This window comes from Nocardioides sp. Root1257, from assembly GCF_001425175.1.
Lineage (GTDB): Bacteria > Actinomycetota > Actinomycetes > Propionibacteriales > Nocardioidaceae > Nocardioides.
This window is the reverse complement of the sequence record NZ_LMDV01000002.1, coordinates 218,581-238,695: the sequence shown is the minus strand read 5'-3', so window position 1 is coordinate 238,695 and position 20,115 is coordinate 218,581. Positions and strand designations below refer to the sequence as shown.

Below are 20,115 nucleotides of genomic sequence, written 5' to 3'. Positions count from 1 at the left end.
GGTGATTCAGGTGTGGGTGCGTGGTTGCTCCACACCTCACCCGGAGGTCTTCGTCATCGTCCAGCAGGCACGCCGTACCTAACGTCCGTGATCAGTACACCTAGGGCGTCTAGCGGGTGTCCTGCCGCCTGACCCAGACCTCGCGGGTCAGCATCAGGATCGACGCGGCCGTGGGGATGGCGAGCAGGGCGCCGACGACCCCGAAGAGCGCCGCGCCGGTGAGGGCCGCGATCACGGTGACCGCGCCGGGGACGTCGACGGACTTCGACATCACCCGCGGGTAGATCACGTAGTTCTCGACCTGCTGGTAGACGATGTAGAAGATCGCGCACGCCAGCCCGATCTTCCAGTCCTCCGCGAAGGCGATCGCGGTGACGATCACGGCGCCGATGGTCGCGCCGATCATCGGGATCACGTCGAGCAGCGCGACCACGAAGGCCAGCGCCACGGCGTACTGGCTCAGCCCGACGACGAAGAGGAAGACCAGCGACGAGATGCCGGCGCACATCGCGACGATGAACGCGCCGGAGACGTAGCCACCCACGCTGCGGATGACGCGGTCGCCGAGGCGGGAGACGCGGTCCCGGCGCGAGGCGGGGGCGAGCTGGTAGAGCGCGGACTTCGTGGTCTGGAGGGACGCGAGGAAGTAGAGCGTGAGCACGACGACGATGAAGCCGTTGAAGAGCGCACCGAGAACCGCGAGACCCACGCCCACCGCGCCACCGAAGACCGCGCCCGCGAAGTCGCCCGCGGTGACGTAGTCCTGGATCTTCTGGATGATGTCGTACTCGTCGTCGAGCCGCTGCACCTGGCGGTTGCGCTGCAGCTGGTCGAGCCAGTGCGGCACGTTGTCGGTGAGCGAGCGCACCTGGTCGGCGATCACCGGGACGATCGCGACGAGGAAGAGCGCGAGCGCCGCGATCACGACGACGATCACCGTCAGGACGGCGTACGAGCGGCGCATCCCGCGCCGCTCGAAGAAGCGGACGGCCGGGTCGAGTCCGGCCGCCAGGAAGAGCGACACCACGATCAGCATCAGGGTGGAGCCGATGGCCTGGACCTGCATCGCCAGCCAGATGGCGACGAGGACGCCCAGTCCGCCGACGAAGCCGACGTAGAACGGCGCGTGCCGGTCGAGCGGCGGGCCCGGCTCGCCGAGGTAGTCCTCGTCGATCGGGATGCCCGCGGAGTCGTCCTGGTCCTGGTCCTCGGCCTCGGGCTCCGCGGGGTGGGTCACTCGTCCTCGCCGAAGCCTGCGACCACGTCGCGGAGCGAGGCGAGCTGGGCCGTGATGGCGTCGCGGCGCTTGGCCATCCGGTCGACCTCGGCCCGGATCGCGGCCAGCTCGCGCTCGGCCTCGGCAGCACCCGAGGCGTTCAGCGACTCGGCCTGGGTGCGGGCGCTGGTGACGATCTGCTCGGCCTCGCGGCGGGCCCGGCTGAGGAGCGCCTCGGCCTCGGTCGACGCCTGGCCGCGGTGCTCGGTCGCCTGGGCGGAGGCCGCCCGGGCCCGCTCCTCGGCGGCGGCGGCGCGGTCCTCGGCCTCCTGCACGAGCCGCTGGGTCTCGGCGGTGGCGCTGGCGTGGTGGTCGGTGGCCTCGCGGGCCAGCCGCTCCTTCTCGACGGCCAGCGTGCGACGGGCCTCCTGGACCTCACGGTCGGCACCGGCGCGCAGCTGCTCGGCCTCGCGCTTGGCGGTCGTGCGCAGCTCGTTGGTCTCCTGCTCGGCGGCGAGCCGCAGCTGGTCGGCCTCGCGCTTGGCGGCGGCGACCAGGTCGGTCGCCTCGCTGCGGGCCAGGGAGCGCTCCTGCTCGGCGTCGGTGAGCAGGCGGCTGCGGTTCTCGTCGAGCTCCTTGAGCTGGACCAGGCGCATGTCCTCGGCCTCCCGCGCGGCATCGGCGCGGATCGCCTTGGCGTCGCGACCGGCCTGCTCGCGGATCTCCGCGGCGTCGTTCAGCGCGGTCTCACGGACCTCGGTCGCCTCCTCCTCGGCGAGGCGGAGCATCGCGGAGGCACGCCCGCCGAGCCCGGCGTACGACGGGGTCTGGTGCTCGGCCAGCTCGGCCTTCAGCGCGGCGACCTGCTGCTCGAGCTCGAGTGCCCGTCGCTCGGACTCGGTGAGGCTGCCGCTGAGGCCGGACTTCTCGCTGCTGAGCTGCTGGATCCGGGCGTCCACGGCGTCGCGGTCGTAGCCGCCGCGGCGGACGACCGGGAAGGTGCCCGCACCGGCCGGCTGGGCGGCGGGCTGCGCGGAGCGCGGCGGGATCACCGGTGCCGGCGCCGGGGACTGGCGCGCCGGGGCTGCCGGGGTCGTGGCGGCAGGGGCGGCCGGGGCGGCCGGGGCGGCCGCCTTCGCCGGGCGCGGTGGCACGACGGGCATCACCTGGGTCGCGTCGTCGGCTGCGGCGGTGCGGGTCTCGTCCTCGTCGGGCTCGTTGTCGTCGAAGATGGACAGTCCCTGGTCGCTCATCGCGGCGCTGCTCCTTGCTGTCGGGCCCGGGTGGGGATGTGTCGCCCAGTCTGGCCGATGGATCGAAATGAACCCACCCCGCCCCGCGACAAATCCGCGAGCCGGGGTGCGATATGTCCATCTGGCCGAGGTTCGGCGCGGTGTCAGACCCCCCGGAAGCGGTTGATCGCCTCGAGGTGGGTGTCCCGGAGCTCGTGGTCACGGACCCCGAGACCCTCCTCGGGGGCCAGGCAGAGCACGCCGACCTTGCCCTGGTGCTTGTTGTGGTGCACGTCGAGGGCCGCCTGGCCGACGTCCTCGAGCGAGTAGGTGCGCGACAGGGTCGGGTGGATCTTGCCCTTGGCGATGAGGCGGTTGGCCTCCCACGACTCGCGGTAGTTGGCGAAGTGCGAGGAGATGATCCGCTTGAGGTTCATCCACAGGTAGCGGTTGTCGTACTCGTGCATGTAGCCGCTGGTCNTGGCCTCCCACGACTCGCGGTAGTTGGCGAAGTGCGAGGAGATGATCCGCTTGAGGTTCATCCACAGGTAGCGGTTGTCGTACTCGTGCATGTAGCCGCTGGTGGAGGCGCAGGTGGTGATGGTGCCGCCCTTGCGGGTGACGTAGACGCTGGCGCCGAAGGTCTCGCGGCCCGGGTGCTCGAAGACGATGTCGATGTCCTCGCCGCCGGTCAGGTCGCGGATCATGCCGCCGAACCGGCGCCACTCCTTCGGGTCCTGGGTGTGCTCGTCCTTCCAGAACTTCAGGCCGGCCTCGGAGCGGTTGATGATCATCTCCGCGCCCATCGAGCGGGCGATCGCGGCCTTCTCCTCGTTGGAGACCACGCAGACCGGGTTGGCGCCACCGTTGAGGGCGTACTGCGTCGCGAAGCCACCCAGGCCGCCCGAGGCGCCCCAGATCAGGACGTTGTCGCCCTGCTTCATGTCGCCGCCGTTCTTGCTGACGAGCTGGCGGTACGCCGTGCAGTTGACCAGGCCGGGGGAGGCGGCCTCCTCCCAGGTCAGGTGGTCGGGCTTGGGCATCAGCTGGTTGGACTTGACCAGCGCGATGTGGGCCAGGCCGCCGAAGTTGGTCTCGAAGCCCCAGATCCGCTGCTCGGGGTCGAGCATCGTGTCGTCGTGCCCGTCGGGCGACTCCAGCTCCACGCTCAGACAGTGGGCGACCACCTCGGCGCCGGGCTGCCACTTGGTGACGCCGGGACCGGTGGCGAGCACGACGCCCGCGAGGTCGGAGCCGACCACGTGGTAGGGCAGGTCGTGGCGCTTCGCGAGCGGCGAGAGCCGGCCGTAGCGCTCCAGGAACCCGAACGTCGAGACCGGCTCGAAGATCGAGGTCCACACGGTGTTGTAGTTGATCGCGGAGGCCATCACGGCCACGTACGCCTCGCCCGGGCCGAGCTCCGGCAGCGCCACGTCCTCGACGTGCAGCGAGGTCCGGGGGTCCTTGTCCTTGCTCGCGAGGCCCTCGAACATGTCGGCCTCGTCCTTGTGCACCGTCACGGCGCGGTAGGACTCGGGGAGTTCGAGGTTCGCGAAGTCCGCGGACGAGGTGTCGCCCGCCATGATCGCGTCGAGGATGTGCTGCACGTCGGCTCCTGGGTGGGTCAGGTGTCGGACTGGGTTGGGCGGGACATTACCCACGGGTAACAGGTGTGCACACCCGGTGTGACGTATCTGGCTCGGTCACGGCGTACCGTCGGAGGTGCGCCGGCCCGTCGGGAGTGCCGGTCGTGACCCTGGGGGTACTCGGATGACTCGTGGCCGACAGACGCCGTGCAACGCCACGGAGATCATGCTGCGGTCGGGCCGCGGTGCCCATGCGGTAGGCGAACCGGCCGCATCGACGCACCTGCGGGAGGCTCCGGAGTTCCGGTTGGAGCGCATCGAGCTGGGTCTGCTGCAGATCGGGAGGCGACTCGACGTGCTCATGCGCACGCTCTCGCCGTACCGCGCCACGGACGACGAGCTGCACGAGGCGTACGTCGCGGCGCACGACGCGATGGGCGACCTGGCTGCGACGTACACCTGGCTCACGCTGGGCTCGCGGCAGGCTCGACCAGCTCCACCAGCACGCCGCCGGCGTCCTTGGGGTGGATGAAGTTGATCCGGGAGTCCGAGGTGCCCCGCCGCGGCTCGTCGTACAGCAGGCGCAGGCCGCGCTCGCGCAGGATCGCGCTGACCGCCTCGACGTCGGTGACCCGGTAGGCCATCTGCTGGATGCCCGGTCCCTTGGCGTCGAGGAACTTCGCGATCGTCGACTGCTCGTTCAACGGCGCCAGCAGCTGGATGCAGGAGCCCGAGTCGCCCACGGCCATCATGGCCTCGCGCACGCCCTGCTCCTCGTTGACCTCCTGATGGGCGAGCCGCATGCCGTACGTCGTCTCGTAGAACGCGATCGCGGCGTCGAGGTCGGGCACGGCGATGCCGACGTGGTCGATGGCGGTGAACAGGTGCGAGGCGGACCCCGCGAACGATGGAGTGCTCATGCCGCACATGGTCGTACGACGCGCGCCCGACGACGAGTGCGTGTGACCTTTTCCACCCTCGCCGCCCCGGTGACCCGTGGGTAAGGTCGACAGAGATCCACCCACGAACTCTGGAGGCTCCTCATGTCCGGTCCGTCCGTCATCGTCGCGGGTGCGCGCACCCCGATCGGCCGCCTGATCGGCGGCCTCAAGAGCCTCTCGGCGGCCGAGCTCGGTGGCGTCGCCATCAAGGGCGCGCTGGAGAAGGCGGCCGTGCAGCCGGAGCAGGTCGACTACCTGATCATGGGCCAGGTCATCCAGGCCGGCGCCGGCCAGAACCCGGCCCGCGCCGCGGGCATCGCCGGCGGGCTGCCCTGGAGCATGCCGTCGATCACGATCAACAAGGTGTGCCTCTCGGGCCTGAACTCCATCGCGATGGCCGACCAGCTGATCCGCGCCGGCGAGTGCGAGATCGTCGTCGCCGGCGGCATGGAGTCGATGACCAACGCGCCGCACTTCCTGCCGAAGTCGCGCGAGGGCTTCAAGTTCGGCGACGTGAAGCTCGTCGACTCGATGGCGTACGACGCTCTCTACGACCAGGCGACCAAGCAGGCCATGGGCGGGCTGACCGAGCAGATCAACGCCGAGGGCGTGAAGCTCACCCGCGAGGAGCAGGACACGTTCGCGGCCGCCTCGCACCAGAAGGCCGCCGAGGCCTGGAAGAACGGTGTCTTCGACGACGAGGTCGTCCCGGTGACGATCCCGCAGCGCAAGGGCGACCCGATTGTCGTCAGCGCCGACGAGGGCGTCCGCGGCGACACCACCGCCGAGTCGCTCGGCAAGCTGCCCCCGGCCTTCGCGAAGGACGGCACGATCACCGCCGGTTCCGCCTCGCAGATCTCCGACGGCGCAGCCGCGGTCGTCGTGATGAGCAGGGCCAAGGCCGAGGAGCTCGGCCTCGAGTGGCTCGCCGAGATCGGTGCGCACGGCATGGTCGCCGGCCCGGACTCCTCCCTGCAGCTGCAGCCGGCCAACGCCACCCAGAAGGCCCTCGACAAGGAGGGCATCACCGCCGCCGACCTCGACCTCGTCGAGTTCAACGAGGCGTTCGCGGCGGTCGGCCTCGAGTCGACCAAGGCCCTCGGCCTGGACCCGGAGATCGTCAACGTCAACGGCGGCGCGATCGCCCTCGGCCACCCGGTCGGCATGTCCGGCACGCGCGTCGTGCTGCACCTCGCGCTCGAGCTCAAGCGCCGCGGTGGTGGCGTCGGTGCGGCCGCCCTGTGCGGCGGCGGTGGGCAGGGTGACGCCCTGATCGTGCGTGTCCCGAAGGCGTGACGTTGACGTCCCGGACCTCGTCGAGCGCGCCCGCGCCGGCGAGGCCCGGGCCGTCGCCCGCCTGATCTCCCTCGTCGAGGACGAGTCCCCGCTGCTGCGCGAGGTGATGGCGGCGCTCGCGCCGCACGCCGGGCATGCCCAGGTCATCGGCATCACCGGCTCACCCGGCGTCGGCAAGTCGACGTCGACGAACGCCCTCGTCACCGAGCTGCGCCGCCAGGACAAGCGGGTCGGCGTGCTCGCGGTCGACCCGTCGTCGCCGTTCTCCGGCGGCGCGCTGCTCGGCGACCGGGTCCGGATGCAGGACCACGCGCTGGACCGCAACGTCTACATCCGCTCGATGGCCTCCCGCGGGCACCTGGGCGGGCTGTCGTGGTCCACCCCGCAGGCGCTGCGCGTGCTCGACGCCGCCGGGTGCGACGTGATCCTCATCGAGACGGTCGGCGTCGGCCAGAGCGAGGTCGAGATCGCTGGCCTCGCCGACACGACGATGGTGCTGCTCGCGCCGGGGATGGGCGACGGCATCCAGGCAGCCAAGGCCGGCATCCTCGAGATCGGGGACCTGTACGTCGTCAACAAGGCCGACCGCGACGGCGCCGACCAGGTCCGGCGCGACCTGCGCTCGATGCTGCAGCTCGGCGAGCGCCCCGAGGGCTCGTGGCGCCCGCCGATCCTCAAGACCATCGCCCAGCAGGGCGAGGGCCTCGACGAGGTGGTGGCGGAGATCGCGAAGCACCACGAGTGGCTGGCCTCGAGCGGCGAGCTGGACGCCCGACGTACCCGCCGCGCGCGAGACGAGATCGAGGCGATCGCCGTGACCGCCCTGCGCCAGCGCTGGGGCGACGTGCACGGCCGGACCGAGCTCGACGACCTGGCGGCGGGCGTGGTCGCCGGGACCACCGACCCCTACGCGGCCGCCGACGAGCTGCTGGCGGCGTTCACCGACTGAGCGACCGGCCGGCGGCGTCCCGGCAGGAAGCCCGCGGTCACGGCCACCGCCGCCGTGGTGGCGGTGAGGTAGACGAGACTCGCGCCGAACGCGGTCACCAGGCCCTGGTCGACCCGTCCGAAGAACACGATGCCGACCAGCGCCACCCCCAGCGCGTTGCCGATCTGCTGGGTCGTGGACGACGTGCCCGACACCGTGCCGGCGTCCCGGGACTCGACCGCGCCCATCACCGTGCCGACCAGGGCCGCCAGCGCGACGCCCATCCCGACGCCGCCGACGGCCAGCCCGGGTGCCAGCCAGAGCACCGAGCCCGCGACCCCGACGTGCTCGACCGCCGCCAGGAGGAGCAGGTGGCCCGCGCCGAAGGTCACCGCCGCGCCGGTCACCGTGGCACGCGGGCCGAAGCGGGCGAGCAGGACGCTGGCCTCGTGGCTGCCGAGCATGTACGTCGCGGCGACGATCGTGAAGACCGCTCCCGACGCCAGCGGGCCGAGGCCGCGCCCGTCCTGCAGGTAGATCGCGAGCACCAGGAAGTACGCCGCCATGCCGGTGAACAGGAGGGCCTGGCCGAGCGTCGCGACACCGATGGCCCGGGAGCGCAGCGGCTCGAGGTCCACGAGCGGCTGCACGCCGCGACGGCGCAGCGCCCGGCCGCGCAGCCACGCGAGGTCGCCGAGCACGACGGAGCCGACCAGGCACAGCCAGGTCCACAGCGGCCAGCCCTGCCGCTGTCCCTCGACCAGGGGCAGCACCAGCGCGGTCAGGGCGGCGACGACCAGCGTCGCCTCGGGCACGTCCACACGAGGCGCACCCGGCACCCGCGAGGCGGGCAGCACCCGGGGTGCCGCGGCGAGGGCCGCGAGCCCGATCGGGACGTTGAGCAGGAAGATCGCCCGCCACCCGGTGCCGGCGATGTCGAGGTGGATGAGCAGGCCGCCGACGAGCTGGCCGGAGGCCGCCGCGACGCCCATCACCGTCGCATAGGCGCCCAGCGCGCGGATCCGGTGCGTACACGTCTCCGATGAGGGAGAGCACCGTCGGCCCGATGGCTGCGGCTGCCGCGCCCTGGACCAGCCGGGCCGCCAGCAGGCTCCCGGGGTCGGGTGCCAGCCCGCACGCCAGCGAGCTGGTCACGAAGAGCGCGATCCCGGCAGTGAAGACGCGTCGCCGACCCCACCGGTCGGCGAGCCGGCTGGCGACGAGCAGGAGGCCGCCGAAGGTCAGGCCGTAGCCGGCGACCAGCCACTCCAGGGCGGTGTTGTCGGCGTGCAGGTCGCGCTGCATCGAGGGGAGGGCGACGTTGACGACGAAGAAGTCGAGGACGATCAGGAAGGTGCCGGTCAGCAGGACCGCGAGCGGCCCGCGCCGGAAGGTGGTGTCGGTCATGACCACGTTCTCCGGCCTCCCGTAGCGGGAGAGTCAATCCCCCAGAAATCGGCTGGACCCTCCTGCAGGGGGAGGGTGCAGAGTGACGGCCATGGCTGACCTGCTGAGCATCGGCGACTTCTCGCGGATGACGTTCCTGACCGTGAAGGCGCTGCGGCACTACCACGACGTCGGGCTGCTGGAGCCGGCGCGGATCGATCCCCACACGGGCTACCGGTCCTACCGGCCCGAGCAGGTCGCGCAGGCGCGGCTGATCCGCCGGCTGCGTGAGCTCGACCTGCCCGTGGACGACGTGCGGACGGCGCTCGCGGCCCCGGACGAGGAGTCGCGCAACCGGGTGATCGTGGAGCACCTGGAGCGGATGAGTCGCCAGCTGCAGCAGACCCAGGACACCGTCGACTCGTTGCGGCGGATGCTGACCGAGGACGAGCGGATCGAGGTCACGCACCGCGACGAGCCGGCCACGACGACGCTGGCGATCCGGGGCGACGTCTCGGGCGAGACGGTCGTGTCCTGGTGGATCGAGGCGTTCACCGAGCTGCACCGGCTGCTGGCGGTCTCGGGCGTCGAGCGCACCGGACCCGACGGGGCGGTGTTCCCGACCGAGTTCTTCACCGACGGCGCCGGCGAGGTCGTCGCGTTCGTGCCGGTGGCATCGGTGCCGGCGCTGCCCGGCCGGGTCGAGGTCGTCGAGCGACCGGCCGTCCGCTACGCGGTCGCGACGTACGACGGGCCGATGGTGGACCTCGATGCGGCGTACTCCGCCGTCGGCCGCGCCGTGACCGAGCAGGCGCTGTCGGCGGAGGGACCGGTCGTCGAGCGCTACCTGCCGAACGGCGACCCCGAGGACCTGCTCGACCACGTGACCGAGGTCTGCTGGCCGTCGCGGTGACTACGCTGCGCGCGTGAGCATCGCGAGTGGACCGGTCGTCCAGATCTGCTGGGTCACCGACGACATCGGGGCGACCGAGCGGCTGCTGTCGGACCAGTTCGGCGTCGCCGCGTGGACCCGGATCCCCGACGTGCGGTTCGGTCCGGACACGACCACCCTGCGCGGGGAGCCGGTGGACTGCACGCTGCACGTCTCGCTGGGGTACGCCGGCGACCTGCAGCTCGAGCTCATCCAGCCCGTCTCCGGCCCGTCGGTCCACCGCGAGTTCCTCGACGCCCACGGCGCGGGACTCCACCACGTCTGCTTCGAGGTCGACGACGTCGACGCTGCCTGCGACGCGGCTGCTGCGGCCGGGGTGCCGGTGCTGATGCGCGGCTCGATGATGGACGGCGAGATCGAGTTCGCCTACGTCGACGGGTCGGCCGGGGGAGCGCCGTACGTCGAGCTGGCCCGCATCGGACCGCAGATGCGCGAGTTCTACGAGGCGATTCGCGGATGAGCGTCGCCCTGGTCACCGGTGCGGGTGAGCGCAGCCTCGGGGCAGCGACGGCGGATGCCCTGCGGGCGCAGGGGTTCCGCGTCCTGACGACGACGCGCTCGTGCCCGGTCACCGACGACACGCACCCGCTCGACCTGACCTCGCGGGAGTCCGTGGCCACCCTGGCCGCCTGGGTCCCCGAGCGGCTGGACGTGCTGGTCAACAACGCGGGCATCCATCTCGACCTGCGCTCGAGGTGGACGGAGCCGCAGCTGGTCGACGGGCACGAGATCCACTGGCGCACGAACTACCTCGGCACGGCGCAGCTGACGCGGCTGCTCCTGCCGAACCTCCTGGCCTCGGGTGACGGCCGCGTGGTCAACGTCGTGTCCAAGCTGCACGAGCGCGGGCGCAACGAGTGGCTGTTCGGGCCGGTGACGCCCTACGACTCCTGGGCGGCGTACGGCACCTCCAAGCTCGCGCTGGTCCACGAGGCGGCCGAGATCGAGCGGCGGTACGGCGCGCAGGGGGTGCACGGCTACTCCCTGCACCCGGGCTCGGTCTACACGCGCATCGCCGACCGCGGCCTCGAGACGGCGCCGGTCCTGGCGCGCCTGCGGCGGCTGGCCGCGCCGTTGGAGCGGCGCTCGCTGGCGTCGCCGGAGGAGGGGGCGCGCACGACGGTCTTCTGCGCGACGTCGCCCGACGCGGTGCCGGGCGGCTACCACCGGCGCTGCGCCGTCGCTGACCCGTCGGTCGACGGGCGCGACGCCGATGCAGCGGCCCGGCTGTGGGACGCGACCGACGATCTGGTCTAGACCGGCGTGGCGGCGTGCATCGCGTCGCCGGTCTCGGTAGACACGTCGCTGATCCATGCCCTGACTCCGCCGCTCGGGCGGGGTGTCACTGCAGATGGAGCTTCCCCCATGAAGAAGGTCGTCCTCGTCCTGCTCGCCGTGTTCCTCGGCTTCTGGATGTTCACGAACCCGCACAGCCTTGCCGAGACCTCCCAGTCCGCCGGGGCGCAGACCATCACCTTGACGGCCGACTTCTTCGAGGCCGTGATCCGGTTCGTCGGCGAGCTCGGGCAGTAGCCGGACATGGGTCTCGCCGCCTGGACCGACCCGCGCATCGGCAAGCACCTGTTGCGCGAGGAGGGTGAGGTGATCGTCGACGAGGTCCGGCACCACTGGTGCGCGTACGTGCGTCCGGCCCTCGAGGCGGTGCTGGCCCTGGCGCTGCTGGTGATCACCGCGGCCTCGCCGGTCGATGTCGCCTGGCTCCCCCTGCTCCTGGCCTTCGCGGCGTTGGCGCACGCCGCGTGGCTGACCGTCCGCGAGCACCGGGACCGGTTCGTGATCACCAACATGCGGGTCTTCCGGGTGCACGGCGTCCTCAGCCAGAGCCTCGCCACGATGCCGCTGACCAGGATCCTGGACATCACGGTCCGTCGCCCGCTGCACGGTCGGGTGCTGGGCTTCGGCCACTTCTGCTTCGAGTCCGCCGCCCAGGAGCAGGGCATCCGCGACGTCCGCTACGTCGCCCGCCCCTACGAGCGCGACCTCGCGATCCAGCGGGTCGTGCAGCGCTCGGGGCTGCGTGGGGGTCGCGTCAACTAAGGTCTCCTGCCGTGACCCTTCCGTTCGACCCCATCGACGAAGCCGCGCGACAGTGGGGCCTGAGGTGGGAGGGGGTGCCGGCGATGCACGCGGTCACGTCGCTGATGCGGGTCCAGCAGCTGGTGATCGGCCGGCTCGACGCGATCCTCAAGCCGCACGGGCTGACCTTCGCCCGCTACGAGGCGCTGGTGCTGCTGACCTTCTCCTCGCGAGGCGCCCTCCCGCTCGGGAAGATGGGGGAGCGGCTCCAGGTGCACCCCACCTCCGTCACCTCGATCGTGCGGCGGCTCGAGTCCGCCGGGCTGGTCGAGCGCAAGGCGCACCCCGACGACGGCCGCGCCGTCCTGGCTGAGATCACGCCGGCCGGTCGTGAGCTCGTCGAGGTCGCGACGCGCGACCTGGTCGACGCCGACTTCGCGCTGAGTGCCCTCTCCGAGGCCGACCTCGCCATCATCTCCTCGGTGCTGGCGCCGGTCCGCAAGGCGGCCGGGGACTACTGATGGTGAGCGCCGACGACGTACGCGACGTCGGACTCGCCCTGCCGCGGACCTACGAGGCGCACATCGGCGGCCGCTTCAAGCTGAAGGTTCGTCAGATCGTCTACACCGCGTTCTCGAAGGACGAGACCGCGATGGGCTTCGGCTACCCGAAGGACGCGCGCGACGGCCTGATCGAGTCCGATCCGGAGACCTTCTTCCTGCCGCCCGCGCGCGACCTCCGCTACCAGTGGGTCTGCGCCCACCTCGACCGCCTCGATCCGGTGGAGATGCGCGAGCTCGTGACCGACGCCTGGCGGATGTGCACCCCGAAGATGCTCCACGACCTGCCCGACCTCGCCCCGCCCGCCGCTGCCGCCTGGGCCGCGATCGATGCGGGGGAGTGGGACGAGGCCCGGTTGCTGCTGCACCCCTACCTGCACTTCACCGACGGCGCCCTGTCCCTCCGCGGTCGCGCGAACCTGCTCGAGCACCTGCGCAGCCACCCGACGCCGAAGCCGCCGGTGTCGGTCGAGGTCCGAGACGGGCAGATCTACCGCTGGGTGCGGTAGCGGGTCGTGGCGATCAGGCAGTGTGGGCGCCGAGCCAGGTGAGGAACGCGAGGAAGACGACCACCTCGCCCAGCGCCAGGAGCCCGAACCCGATCACGAGTCCCACGCCCGCGGGTCGGGTGCGGTCGCCGATCGCGAGGCTGAACCCGATCGCGATCCCGAGCATGCTGAGCGTCCACGAGGCGACGCCGTCTGCTCCGAGGACGGGCAACAGCCACCAGAGCACGACGATGCCCCCAACGCACGACACTGCCGCAACCGCGACGGTCGTGACCCTGTCCGTCGGCCGCGTCGACGGGCTCATCGGTCCTGCCATTCCGCCACCTCGAGATCGTCGGATCCGGGACAGCCTAGGGCCGCCGGTGGTACTCGGTGTCGCGGTGGGCGAGGGCGTGGTGTCGGGGGCAGAGGAGTCGGGCGTGGTCGAGGTCGGTCGTGCCGCCTTGTGACCAGGGTGGGTCGTGGTGGGCGTGGCAGAGGCCGGGTGGCCAGTCACACCCGTCGGCGGTGCAGCCACCGTCGCGGTGGGCGAGGGCGATCCGTTGGGCCTTTGAGTGGAACCGGCGGGTGCGGCCGAGGTCGAGGATCTCGGAGGTGCCGCCGAGGACGGCGGGGATGATCCGGGCGGTGCACGCGAGCCTGCGGGCGGCTCCGGGTGAGATGTGTTCGCCGGTGTCGAGGATCCCGGCCTGCTCGATCTGCCCGATGAGGGACTCGTAGGAGAGGGTGACGACGATGGTGGCGTTGGTGCCGCCGACTTGGGGCAGCGCGTCTGCGGGGATCCGGTCGATGAGCTCGGCGAGTGCGCGGCCCATCCGTTCGGGGCCGGGGCGTCGTTCGATGCCGGCGCCTGCGGTGGCTGCGACGTGCTTGGGAGCGGCGAGCGCGAGGAGCATCTTCTTGAGCCGGGCGCCGGCCAGGGTCGGGAGGGTGAACCGTCCGTGGACCTTCCCGTGACCGTCGTCGATCAGGGTCAGCCGGCACGCCTGGGCCGCCTTGGCCTCTTCGCGTTCCAGCGTCTTGGCTTCGTGGGCGTCGGCCGCGGCGGGGTCGATGACCTCGAGGAGCCGGTCACCGAGCCGTTTGAGTGCTCGGGCGTCGTGATGCGCCGCCTCGGCGACCAGGTGCCGTTCGGCTCGGGTCACGTCGTCGGGGTCGAGGTCGGCGGGGAGCTTGGTGACGGCGTCGATGATCACGTGGGCCTGGTCGGCGAGCAGGTCACCGGCAGCCAACGCGTCCTTGACGACCGTGTGGGTGTCGAGCTGGTAGCCGAACCGGACGGTGCGGTGTGCGGCCGGGCGGGTCTGGTTCGTGGCGTGCGCGAGCCAGTTCGCCGTACTGGTCGCACCGGCGGTATCACCGACCTGGACCTCGTCGGCGTGCATCGCGACCCGGGCCTTCAGCTCGGCCACCTGGGCCTCGAGCCTGGTGAGCTCGACCAGGGTGGTCGCGGTATCGACGGGGTCCATCGACCACACCGACGCGGAGGCCAGGTCGGTGACGAGGTCGCGCATCCGCGCGGTCGCCACCGTGACCTGGTGTCGGGGTGTGGTCTGGGCTGTCATGAGAAGAATTCTCCCAGGTGCCACCGACACTGAGAGGCTCAGAACCCCCATATTCACAGGGGTCTGGGAACTTCTATCATCTATCTTCGGGCTCTGGCGGTCGAGCTTGTCGAGACCCTGCACCCGAGGTCGGTGCGTGGGTTGCGGGGGTCTCGACGACGCTCGCTGGCGCTCGCTGCTCGACCACCGACAGCGGGGAGGATCTGATCCACCCCGTGCACCAGATCTTCCCCGCTATCCGTTGACGGCCACCCGTCCGGGGTTTCGAGACAGGCGCTAGCGCGCCTTCCTCAACCACCGATAGCGGCCGGAAAGCCGGGCGCAGACCGTCACCCACCGCCCGTTGTACCCCGTCGAAAGCCTGTCGGTCCGCCACCACAGACCGACCCGCAGGCTGCGGGGTTTCGAGGCAGGCGCTAGCGCGCCTTCCTCAACCACCGGGTGGGTGCGGTACGCCTGCTGCGTGTCGCTAGCCGATGACGACGGTCATGGTCGTCGCCGACGAAGGCGTCCCGTACGCATCGCCCGCGAACTTCACGGTGAACCTGTAGCCGACCCTCTGAGTCGCCCGGGAGAAGCCGACGTAGGCGGCACCGGCACGGTCGAGCGCGAACCGCTTGGTCTGAACGGTCTTCCAGGCGCGGCCGTACCTGCTCTGCAGCAGCACGCTGACCTTGCGTCCCGGCACCGGGGAGCTGACGCTGAGCTTCACGGCGACGTCGGCCTTGCTGTGGAAGTACGCCACCCCGTGGACCTTCTTGTACTGCCCGGAGACCTTGGCAGCGGCTCTGGTGACCGTCTTGAACGTCGCCTTCGCCGAGGAGGCGATGTTGAGGTCGTCGCCGTCGTAGTACGCCGTGATGGTTCCACCGGACGGGGCAGCGATCCTGACCGAGGCGACCCCCGCACCGTTGGTCGTCGCGGTCACCGTGGCGGTGCCCGCGGGGCCGGTGCGGACGAACCGCACGGGGACGCCCGGGTGTCCGGGCACGGTCGCCGTCGCGCCGACCTTGGCGCCGGGCTTGGTCGGCGGGGCCAGGCGCAGCCGGGTGGTGGTAGCGGCCGGGGCGGGGATGGTGCCGAAGCCGGCGGCCAGGTAGTACCGAGCGTCTCCGTTGCCGGCGTCCTCGAGCAGGGTGTACAGGCGGCTGCCGTCGGCCGACCAGGTCAACGTGCCGGGCACGACGTCGGGGCGGTTGTAGGCGGCCTTGGGGTGCGCGATGCCCTTCAGGACCTGGGTGCCGGTGGCGATGTTGAACGCGACGACGTTGCCGTTGGTGCCGTAGGCGGAGTCGATGCCGCCGCCGAGCATGGTCCCGTCGTGGGAGTACTCGACGTCCCGCGGGTAGGGGTCCGTGGTGAACGTGCCGGCCGCGGCCAGGGTGGTGGCGTTGAACTGGGACAGCTGGTAGGGGGAGCCGGCGGCAGAGGCGACCTTGGTGCCGTCGGGGCTGACGGAGACACCTCCGAGGAATCCGCCGGTGTTGATCGCGGCGAGCTCGGTCGCGCTCGACCCGGACACGGCGAACGTGGTGAGGGGGCCCGAGCTGATGCCGGGGACGCCGGCGACCAACGTGCTGACGGCACCACCGAGGAAGGGAGCCGTGTACATCTGGTCGGTGGCAACCGTCTGCGGGTCGGTGCCGGTCGCGGCGTCGACGGATCCGATGCTGCCCTTCCAGTCGTTCGCGCACCCGGCGCCGTAGAAGAGTCGAGCGCCGGCCACGGCCAGGTGTACCGGGCAGGGGCTGGTCGAGTACCGGGCCACCTCGCTGAGGGTGGTGGTGTCGATGACGGCGATGGCGTCTGCCTGACTCAGGGCGACGTAGACCTTGGCCCCGTCCGTGGAGGCGAGGACGTCTCTCGCACCGAACATGCCGGTCAGGCTCTTCTGCGTCGTGCCGTCGGTCCCGAGGACGGCGACGGTGTTGCCGTCGGAGACGAAGAGGCGACCGTTCGCCGCTGCCATGCTCATCGGCTTGGTCAGCGTCGTGGCTGCGGTCGGTGTGTTCGGCGCGGCGGTGGCCACGGCGGGCGAGGCGGCGAGCAGCGACGCCGCCACGCCTCCGATCACAGCCGAGGCTAGGGCGCGGTTCATCAGTGCCATGGTGGTTCCCCCGTGTTCGCTCGACGTCTGAAGGGCGTCGAAAGCGTTCGCGAACGTAGCGGAGCCGGATGTTGCCTCCCGCCTGAATTCAGACTGGCGTGTCGATCACATCCCCCATCTGGGGTATGCGTCCTCGGCACCTGTCTGGACCATCGGCCCGACCCAGGTCCGTCGGTGGAAGTCGGTGTCGAGGTGGAGGTCCGAGACGGGCAGGTCTACCGGTGGATGCGGTGGTTGCTCGAACCGGATGATCCGCGAATGGCAGGCATCCGTGTCAGCGCTTTCCCGGAACCCTCCACGGCGACCTAGCGTGCGTCTCGACCGGCGACGGCGTCCCGTGGAGGAGCAGCGATGAGCAGGCGGTTGGACCAGATCAGGATGCGGGACCCCTTCATCCTCGACGACCCTTCCGGTGGCTACGTGCTGTTCGGTACGACGGACGAGAACCTGTGGGACGGGCCGGCGACCGGCTTCGACTGCTACACGAGCGAGGACCTCGACACGTGGGTCGGCCCGTTCCCGGCGTTCCGGCCGACGGAGGGGTTCTGGGCGGACACCCAGTTCTGGGCGCCGGAGGTCCATGTGCACGACGGCCGCTACTTCATGTTCGCGACCTTCGCCAGCTCCGCCCCGGCCGACGGTCCCCGCGGGGTGCAGGTCCTGGTCGCCGACGAGCCCACCGGGCCGTTCGTGCCCTGGAGCGACGGCCCGCTCACGCCGCGGGACGTGCCGTGCCTCGACGGCACGCTGTTCATCGATGACGAGGGTGCACCGTGGCTCGTCTACAGCCGGGGTGCCGAGGGCGTCCCGGGCGGTCCGCCCGGGCCCGCCGACGGGGAGATGTACGCGCTGCCCCTGTCGGCCGACCTCAAGACCGTGGTCGGATCTCCGCTCCTGCTGTTCACCGCTTCTTCCGCGCCGTGGAGCAAGCCCCTGTCGTTCCCCGAGGGTGTCGAGCCTCCCGAGCAGCTGAACCTGGCGAAGGACCCGCTGTTCACGGACGGGCCCTTCTTCGTCCGCTCCGAGGGCGGAGTCCTTCACCTGCTGTGGTCGAGCTTCGGCGAGGAGGGCTACGCGATGGGCGTCGCCACGTCGGAGACCGGCCTCGTCACGGGCCCCTGGACGCAGCGGGACGAGCCCCTGTGGGCTCGCAACGGCGGCCACGGCATGGTCTTCACCGACCTCGCGGGAGTCGATCGGCTGGTCTTCCACTGGCCGAACAACACGCCCGACGAGCGGGTCAGGCTGTCCGCCGTCGACGTCTCGGACGACGGCATCCGCCTGCTGGACTGATCCTCGGGTCGCGTGGCGCGGAACTCGTCCGCCGCCCAGGCATCGGATATCGGGGAAGATCTGATCCACCCCGTGCACCAGATCTTCCCCGCTACCTGCTGACAGCCGCTGCCGGGGTTTCGAGACGGGCCCAGCGGCCCTCCTCTACCACCGAGGCCGGCGTGTCGCGCCGACACACGACCACCGGGGGCGGCAGGGTGCCGCGCCCGGTGGTCGAGGTGTCGGTCAGGCGCCGCCCGGCTGGGTGACGCCGTTGACCTTCAGGGTGTAGGGCGCGAACTGCTGGACCAGCTCCGACGAGTCGTCGGAGGCGACGATCGCGACCACCTTGTCGAAGGGGATCGCGGCCAGCAGGTCGCGGCGGTCCAGCGAGAGGTGATTGCGGCCGTTCCACTCGACCTGGAGCACCGTCGGGACCTTGCCGTCGCGGATGCCGACCAGCTTGACGTTCCAGTTCTCGACCGCCTGCGGCTTGATCTCCGTGGGCGACTTGAACGGGGCCAGGCTGGAGCCGTCGCTGATGGTGGTGCCGCCGACCTTGATGTCGTCGACCAGCAGGCCACCCTCGTTGACGCCGCCGTCACTGACGTAGCGGAAGCTGAGCAGCACGCTCTGCCCGGCGTACGCCGAGAGGTCGAACGTGTGCGGCTCGAAACCGTCCGTCGTGCCGTTGAGGGCCGGACCGAACGGTCCGTCGACGGTCTTGTCGCCGGCGATCGACGTGTACGTCGAGCCGCCGTCGGTGGAGACCTGGACGTAGCCGAAGTCGTACGTCGCCTCGGCGCCGTACTTGGCGTCGAAGGTCAGCGTCGGGTTCGTGGTCGGCACCGTCACCGAGGTGACGGCGCTGTTGTCCAGGTTGTTGGCGTTGCCGGACCACAGCACCGGGTCGCCGGGGCTGTCCGGGTCGTCCGACACGACCGTCCACTGGAGCGGCTGCGTCGGCAGCGTGGACGCGCCGTCGAAGGTCAGCGACTTGAGCTTGGCGCCCTTGAGCGCCTTGCCGTCGGCACCGCGGAGCGCGACGTAGTCGGCGCCGTTGGGTGCGGCGCCGGGGGTGTCGTAGGACTCCGGGTTGTCGAGGTTCACCGTCGAGCGCAGGCTCGGGGTGGTGACGACGCGCTTGTCGGCGCCGAGCACGATCGAGTGCTTGGCGTCGCCGACGATCTTGTCCAGCAGCACCATCGACTGGAACTGGTGGATGACCTTGTAGGGGTTGTTGATGCCCTCGCCCTGGAGCTCGTGCGCGAGGCTCGCGACGCCCTGGAACTCACCGTCACGGTGCAGCGCGGACATGAAGTCCGTCCCGAAGCGGTCGTAGAGGTAGAGCATCATCGAGTAGGCGTTGCCGTAGTCGGCCAGGATCGCGGCCGGGTTCGGGTCCTCGCCCCACAGCGTCAGCGAGTTCTGGGCCCCGCCGCAGTCACGCGGGTTGGGGTTGTACGGCGTCTGCACGGTGCCGAATCCCTGGAAGCAGTAGATGTGGCTGTCCGCACCGGGCTGGTCGACGGTCTTGGTGGCGTCGACGTACCCGACCAGGGTCTGCGCGAAGTCGGAGAGCCCCTCGTTGATCCAGTTCGTCTCGAACGGGTCGGTGTAGTAGTGCAGCAGGTGCTGCCACTCGTGGGCGAAGGTGCCCTCGTAGAGGTTCGGGCGGGCCGGCCGGCTGGTGCACGGGTCGGCGGTCGAGGCGTCCGGCGGGTTGTCGCCGGTGCGGTGCGCCCAGTCGTAGGCGTCGATCGTCATCACGTTGCGGTCGAGCAGCTCGTTGAACTGCGACGAGAAGAAGCCGGCGATGTACGTCGAGGCCGCGGGGAAGTCGTAGTAGTTGTCGTCGCGGACGTTGTCGATGAGGGCGACGGTCTTGTCGCCGTCACCGGTGTAGTCGCCGGAGATCTGGGCGTTGGTGCCGTCGCGGTCCGGCGGCGTGCTGAAGGTCGCCGTCTCCTTCGGGTACATGTTGCCGTCGAACTGGCTGATCAGGCGGTCCACCTGGGCCTGGGTGATCACCGTGCTCGCGGCGCCGCGGCAGTCACCCGCGGGGAACGACGTGTCGTCGGCGACCCAGACCTCGATCTTGTCGCCCACGCCCTTCAGCGTGTACGGCTTGCGGTAGAGCGTGCCGTTGAAGTCGTCGAGGCCCAGCCAGCTGCGCTGGGTGCCGACCGCCGGGGTCGGCGCGGCGGCGAGTGCCTTGAGCCGCGACTGCGCCTTGAGGCTGCCCAGCTGCTTGGTCGAGAACTTCGCGTCCGGCGACACCTCGCGCACGTCGCTCGGTGTCGGCTTCGTGGCGGCCGGTGGGCTCGCCGCTGTGGTGACCTTCGGTGCCGCGGTCGCGGCGCCGAAGGGGATGAGCAGACCGGCCGCACAGGTCGCGAGTGCGACTCCAGCGGGCAGGATCGACGTCTTCATGAGACCTCCCGAGAAAGGCGCCTGCCGAGTGCTCCCCGCTTGTGGCGGGGTGGCGCCGAGGTCCGTCCTACCCCGAAGGCGGCCGGAGTGGCAAG

The 20,115-nt window shown here is 71.0% G+C and carries 19 protein-coding genes and 2 pseudogenes; 10 read left to right on the top strand and 11 right to left on the bottom strand.

What is annotated here, in order from left to right; translation table 11 throughout:
* Positions 1-109: 109 nt before the first annotated feature.
* The 5 genes and pseudogenes from ASC77_RS07050 to mce form a co-directional block, all read right to left on the bottom strand.
* Positions 110-1,237 carry an AI-2E family transporter gene (locus ASC77_RS07050; protein WP_056150424.1) on the bottom strand — a complete coding sequence of 376 codons (1,128 nt, stop codon included), beginning with the start codon at positions 1,235-1,237 and terminating at the stop codon, positions 110-112.
* Complete coding sequence (locus ASC77_RS07045; RefSeq protein ID WP_156390971.1) at positions 1,234-2,469, bottom strand: hypothetical protein; 1,236 nt, start codon at positions 2,467-2,469, stop codon at positions 1,234-1,236. The genes ASC77_RS07050 and ASC77_RS07045 overlap by 4 nt, the downstream gene beginning before the upstream one ends.
* Before the next feature lie 143 nt (positions 2,470-2,612).
* A pseudogene (locus tag ASC77_RS27850) lies at positions 2,613-2,928 on the bottom strand (zinc-binding dehydrogenase); the annotation flags it as partial.
* A gap of 1 nt (position 2,929) precedes the next feature.
* The coding region (gene ccrA, locus ASC77_RS07040) for a crotonyl-CoA carboxylase/reductase (RefSeq protein ID WP_321163691.1) at positions 2,930-4,055 on the bottom strand (1,126 nt) is incomplete at its 3' end.
* A gap of 443 nt (positions 4,056-4,498) precedes the next feature.
* Entirely contained in the window at positions 4,499-4,954 is a 456-nt protein-coding gene (gene mce, locus ASC77_RS07035; RefSeq protein WP_056150420.1) for a methylmalonyl-CoA epimerase, read from the bottom strand.
* 123 nt (positions 4,955-5,077) lie between these two features.
* Between mce and ASC77_RS07030 the strand changes: the two genes are divergently transcribed.
* Both ASC77_RS07030 and meaB read left to right on the top strand, forming a co-directional pair.
* Entirely contained in the window at positions 5,078-6,271 is a 1,194-nt protein-coding gene (locus tag ASC77_RS07030) for an acetyl-CoA C-acetyltransferase (RefSeq protein WP_056150418.1), read from the top strand.
* On the top strand, positions 6,255-7,220 hold the full coding sequence (gene meaB / locus ASC77_RS07025; protein WP_056150417.1) for a methylmalonyl Co-A mutase-associated GTPase MeaB: 966 nt from the start codon (positions 6,255-6,257) through the stop codon (positions 7,218-7,220). Before ASC77_RS07030 ends, meaB begins: the two co-directional genes overlap by 17 nt.
* On the opposite strand, the gene ASC77_RS07020 is transcribed toward meaB, so the two are convergent.
* Together ASC77_RS07020 and ASC77_RS27845 are read right to left on the bottom strand one after the other, a co-directional pair.
* Positions 7,178-8,191, bottom strand: coding sequence for an MFS transporter (locus tag ASC77_RS07020; RefSeq protein ID WP_056150415.1), 1,014 nt, complete (start codon positions 8,189-8,191; stop codon positions 7,178-7,180). The two genes, meaB and ASC77_RS07020, sit on opposite strands and share 43 nt — an antisense overlap.
* Positions 8,192-8,273: 82 nt before the next feature.
* Positions 8,274-8,606 (bottom strand): annotated as a pseudogene (locus ASC77_RS27845) (MFS transporter); the annotation flags it as partial.
* Between the two features lie 91 nt (positions 8,607-8,697).
* Here ASC77_RS27845 and ASC77_RS07015 point away from each other — a divergent pair.
* From ASC77_RS07015 to ASC77_RS27140, 7 genes are all read left to right on the top strand, one after another.
* Positions 8,698-9,498: a MerR family transcriptional regulator gene (locus tag ASC77_RS07015; protein WP_056150414.1), complete on the top strand. Its 801-nt coding sequence runs from the start codon at positions 8,698-8,700 to the stop codon at positions 9,496-9,498.
* 13 nt (positions 9,499-9,511) lie between these two features.
* Positions 9,512-9,997, top strand: a complete 486-nt coding sequence (locus ASC77_RS07010; protein WP_056150412.1) for a VOC family protein — start codon at positions 9,512-9,514, stop codon at positions 9,995-9,997.
* Positions 9,994-10,794: an SDR family NAD(P)-dependent oxidoreductase gene (locus ASC77_RS07005; RefSeq protein WP_056150411.1), complete on the top strand. Its 801-nt coding sequence runs from the start codon at positions 9,994-9,996 to the stop codon at positions 10,792-10,794. Before ASC77_RS07010 ends, ASC77_RS07005 begins: the two co-directional genes overlap by 4 nt.
* 108 nt (positions 10,795-10,902) lie before the next feature.
* Positions 10,903-11,070, top strand: a complete 168-nt coding sequence (locus ASC77_RS26500; RefSeq protein WP_156390970.1) for a hypothetical protein — start codon at positions 10,903-10,905, stop codon at positions 11,068-11,070.
* Between the two features lie 6 nt (positions 11,071-11,076).
* Positions 11,077-11,595 (top strand): PH domain-containing protein, encoded by a 519-nt coding sequence (locus ASC77_RS07000; protein ID WP_056150409.1) that lies wholly within the window; start codon positions 11,077-11,079, stop codon positions 11,593-11,595.
* Between the two features lie 11 nt (positions 11,596-11,606).
* Positions 11,607-12,095 (top strand): MarR family winged helix-turn-helix transcriptional regulator, encoded by a 489-nt coding sequence (locus ASC77_RS06995; RefSeq protein ID WP_056150407.1) that lies wholly within the window; start codon positions 11,607-11,609, stop codon positions 12,093-12,095.
* The gene (locus ASC77_RS27140; protein ID WP_200944925.1) at positions 12,095-12,643 is read left to right on the top strand and encodes an MmcQ/YjbR family DNA-binding protein; all 549 of its coding nucleotides are present in this window, start codon (positions 12,095-12,097) and stop codon (positions 12,641-12,643) included. The genes ASC77_RS06995 and ASC77_RS27140 overlap by 1 nt, the downstream gene beginning before the upstream one ends.
* Before the next feature lie 13 nt (positions 12,644-12,656).
* Here the strand turns inward: ASC77_RS27140 and ASC77_RS06985 are convergent, their stop codons facing one another.
* The 3 genes from ASC77_RS06985 to ASC77_RS06975 form a co-directional block, all read right to left on the bottom strand.
* Entirely contained in the window at positions 12,657-12,893 is a 237-nt protein-coding gene (locus ASC77_RS06985) for a hypothetical protein (RefSeq protein WP_162249803.1), read from the bottom strand.
* A gap of 100 nt (positions 12,894-12,993) precedes the next feature.
* Entirely contained in the window at positions 12,994-14,208 is a 1,215-nt protein-coding gene (locus tag ASC77_RS06980) for an HNH endonuclease signature motif containing protein (protein ID WP_162249802.1), read from the bottom strand.
* A 469-nt stretch (positions 14,209-14,677) separates the two neighbouring features.
* Positions 14,678-16,306: a hypothetical protein gene (locus ASC77_RS06975; protein ID WP_156390968.1), complete on the bottom strand. Its 1,629-nt coding sequence runs from the start codon at positions 16,304-16,306 to the stop codon at positions 14,678-14,680.
* A gap of 360 nt (positions 16,307-16,666) precedes the next feature.
* On the opposite strand from ASC77_RS06975, the gene ASC77_RS06970 reads away from it, so the two are divergent.
* Positions 16,667-17,608, top strand: coding sequence for a glycoside hydrolase family 43 protein (locus ASC77_RS06970; protein ID WP_056150400.1), 942 nt, complete (start codon positions 16,667-16,669; stop codon positions 17,606-17,608).
* 225 nt (positions 17,609-17,833) lie between these two features.
* Here the strand turns inward: ASC77_RS06970 and ASC77_RS06965 are convergent, their stop codons facing one another.
* The gene (locus ASC77_RS06965; protein ID WP_082574544.1) at positions 17,834-20,020 is read right to left on the bottom strand and encodes a choice-of-anchor J domain-containing protein; all 2,187 of its coding nucleotides are present in this window, start codon (positions 20,018-20,020) and stop codon (positions 17,834-17,836) included.
* Between the last annotated feature and the right edge of the window lie 95 nt (positions 20,021-20,115).

Bases quoted from the DNA above. Each gene is read 5' to 3' on its own strand.
- ASC77_RS06965 (WP_082574544.1), bottom strand. From the start codon at position 20,020: ATGAAGACGTCGATCCTGCCCGCTGGAGTCGCACTCGCGACCTGTGCG.
- ASC77_RS06975 (WP_156390968.1), bottom strand. From the start codon at position 16,306: ATGAACCGCGCCCTAGCCTCGGCTGTGATCGGAGGCGTGGCGGCGTCG.
- ASC77_RS07015 (WP_056150414.1), top strand. From the start codon at position 8,698: ATGGCTGACCTGCTGAGCATCGGCGACTTCTCGCGGATGACGTTCCTG.
- ASC77_RS06970 (WP_056150400.1), top strand. From the start codon at position 16,667: ATGAGCAGGCGGTTGGACCAGATCAGGATGCGGGACCCCTTCATCCTC.
- ASC77_RS06980 (WP_162249802.1), bottom strand. From the start codon at position 14,208: ATGACAGCCCAGACCACACCCCGACACCAGGTCACGGTGGCGACCGCG.
- ASC77_RS26500 (WP_156390970.1), top strand. From the start codon at position 10,903: ATGAAGAAGGTCGTCCTCGTCCTGCTCGCCGTGTTCCTCGGCTTCTGG.
- ASC77_RS07045 (WP_156390971.1), bottom strand. From the start codon at position 2,469: ATGAGCGACCAGGGACTGTCCATCTTCGACGACAACGAGCCCGACGAG.
- ASC77_RS07020 (WP_056150415.1), bottom strand. From the start codon at position 8,191: ATGGGCGTCGCGGCGGCCTCCGGCCAGCTCGTCGGCGGCCTGCTCATC.
- ASC77_RS27140 (WP_200944925.1), top strand. From the start codon at position 12,095: ATGGTGAGCGCCGACGACGTACGCGACGTCGGACTCGCCCTGCCGCGG.
- mce (WP_056150420.1), bottom strand. From the start codon at position 4,954: ATGAGCACTCCATCGTTCGCGGGGTCCGCCTCGCACCTGTTCACCGCC.
- ASC77_RS07005 (WP_056150411.1), top strand. From the start codon at position 9,994: ATGAGCGTCGCCCTGGTCACCGGTGCGGGTGAGCGCAGCCTCGGGGCA.
- ASC77_RS07000 (WP_056150409.1), top strand. From the start codon at position 11,077: ATGGGTCTCGCCGCCTGGACCGACCCGCGCATCGGCAAGCACCTGTTG.
- ASC77_RS07030 (WP_056150418.1), top strand. From the start codon at position 5,078: ATGTCCGGTCCGTCCGTCATCGTCGCGGGTGCGCGCACCCCGATCGGC.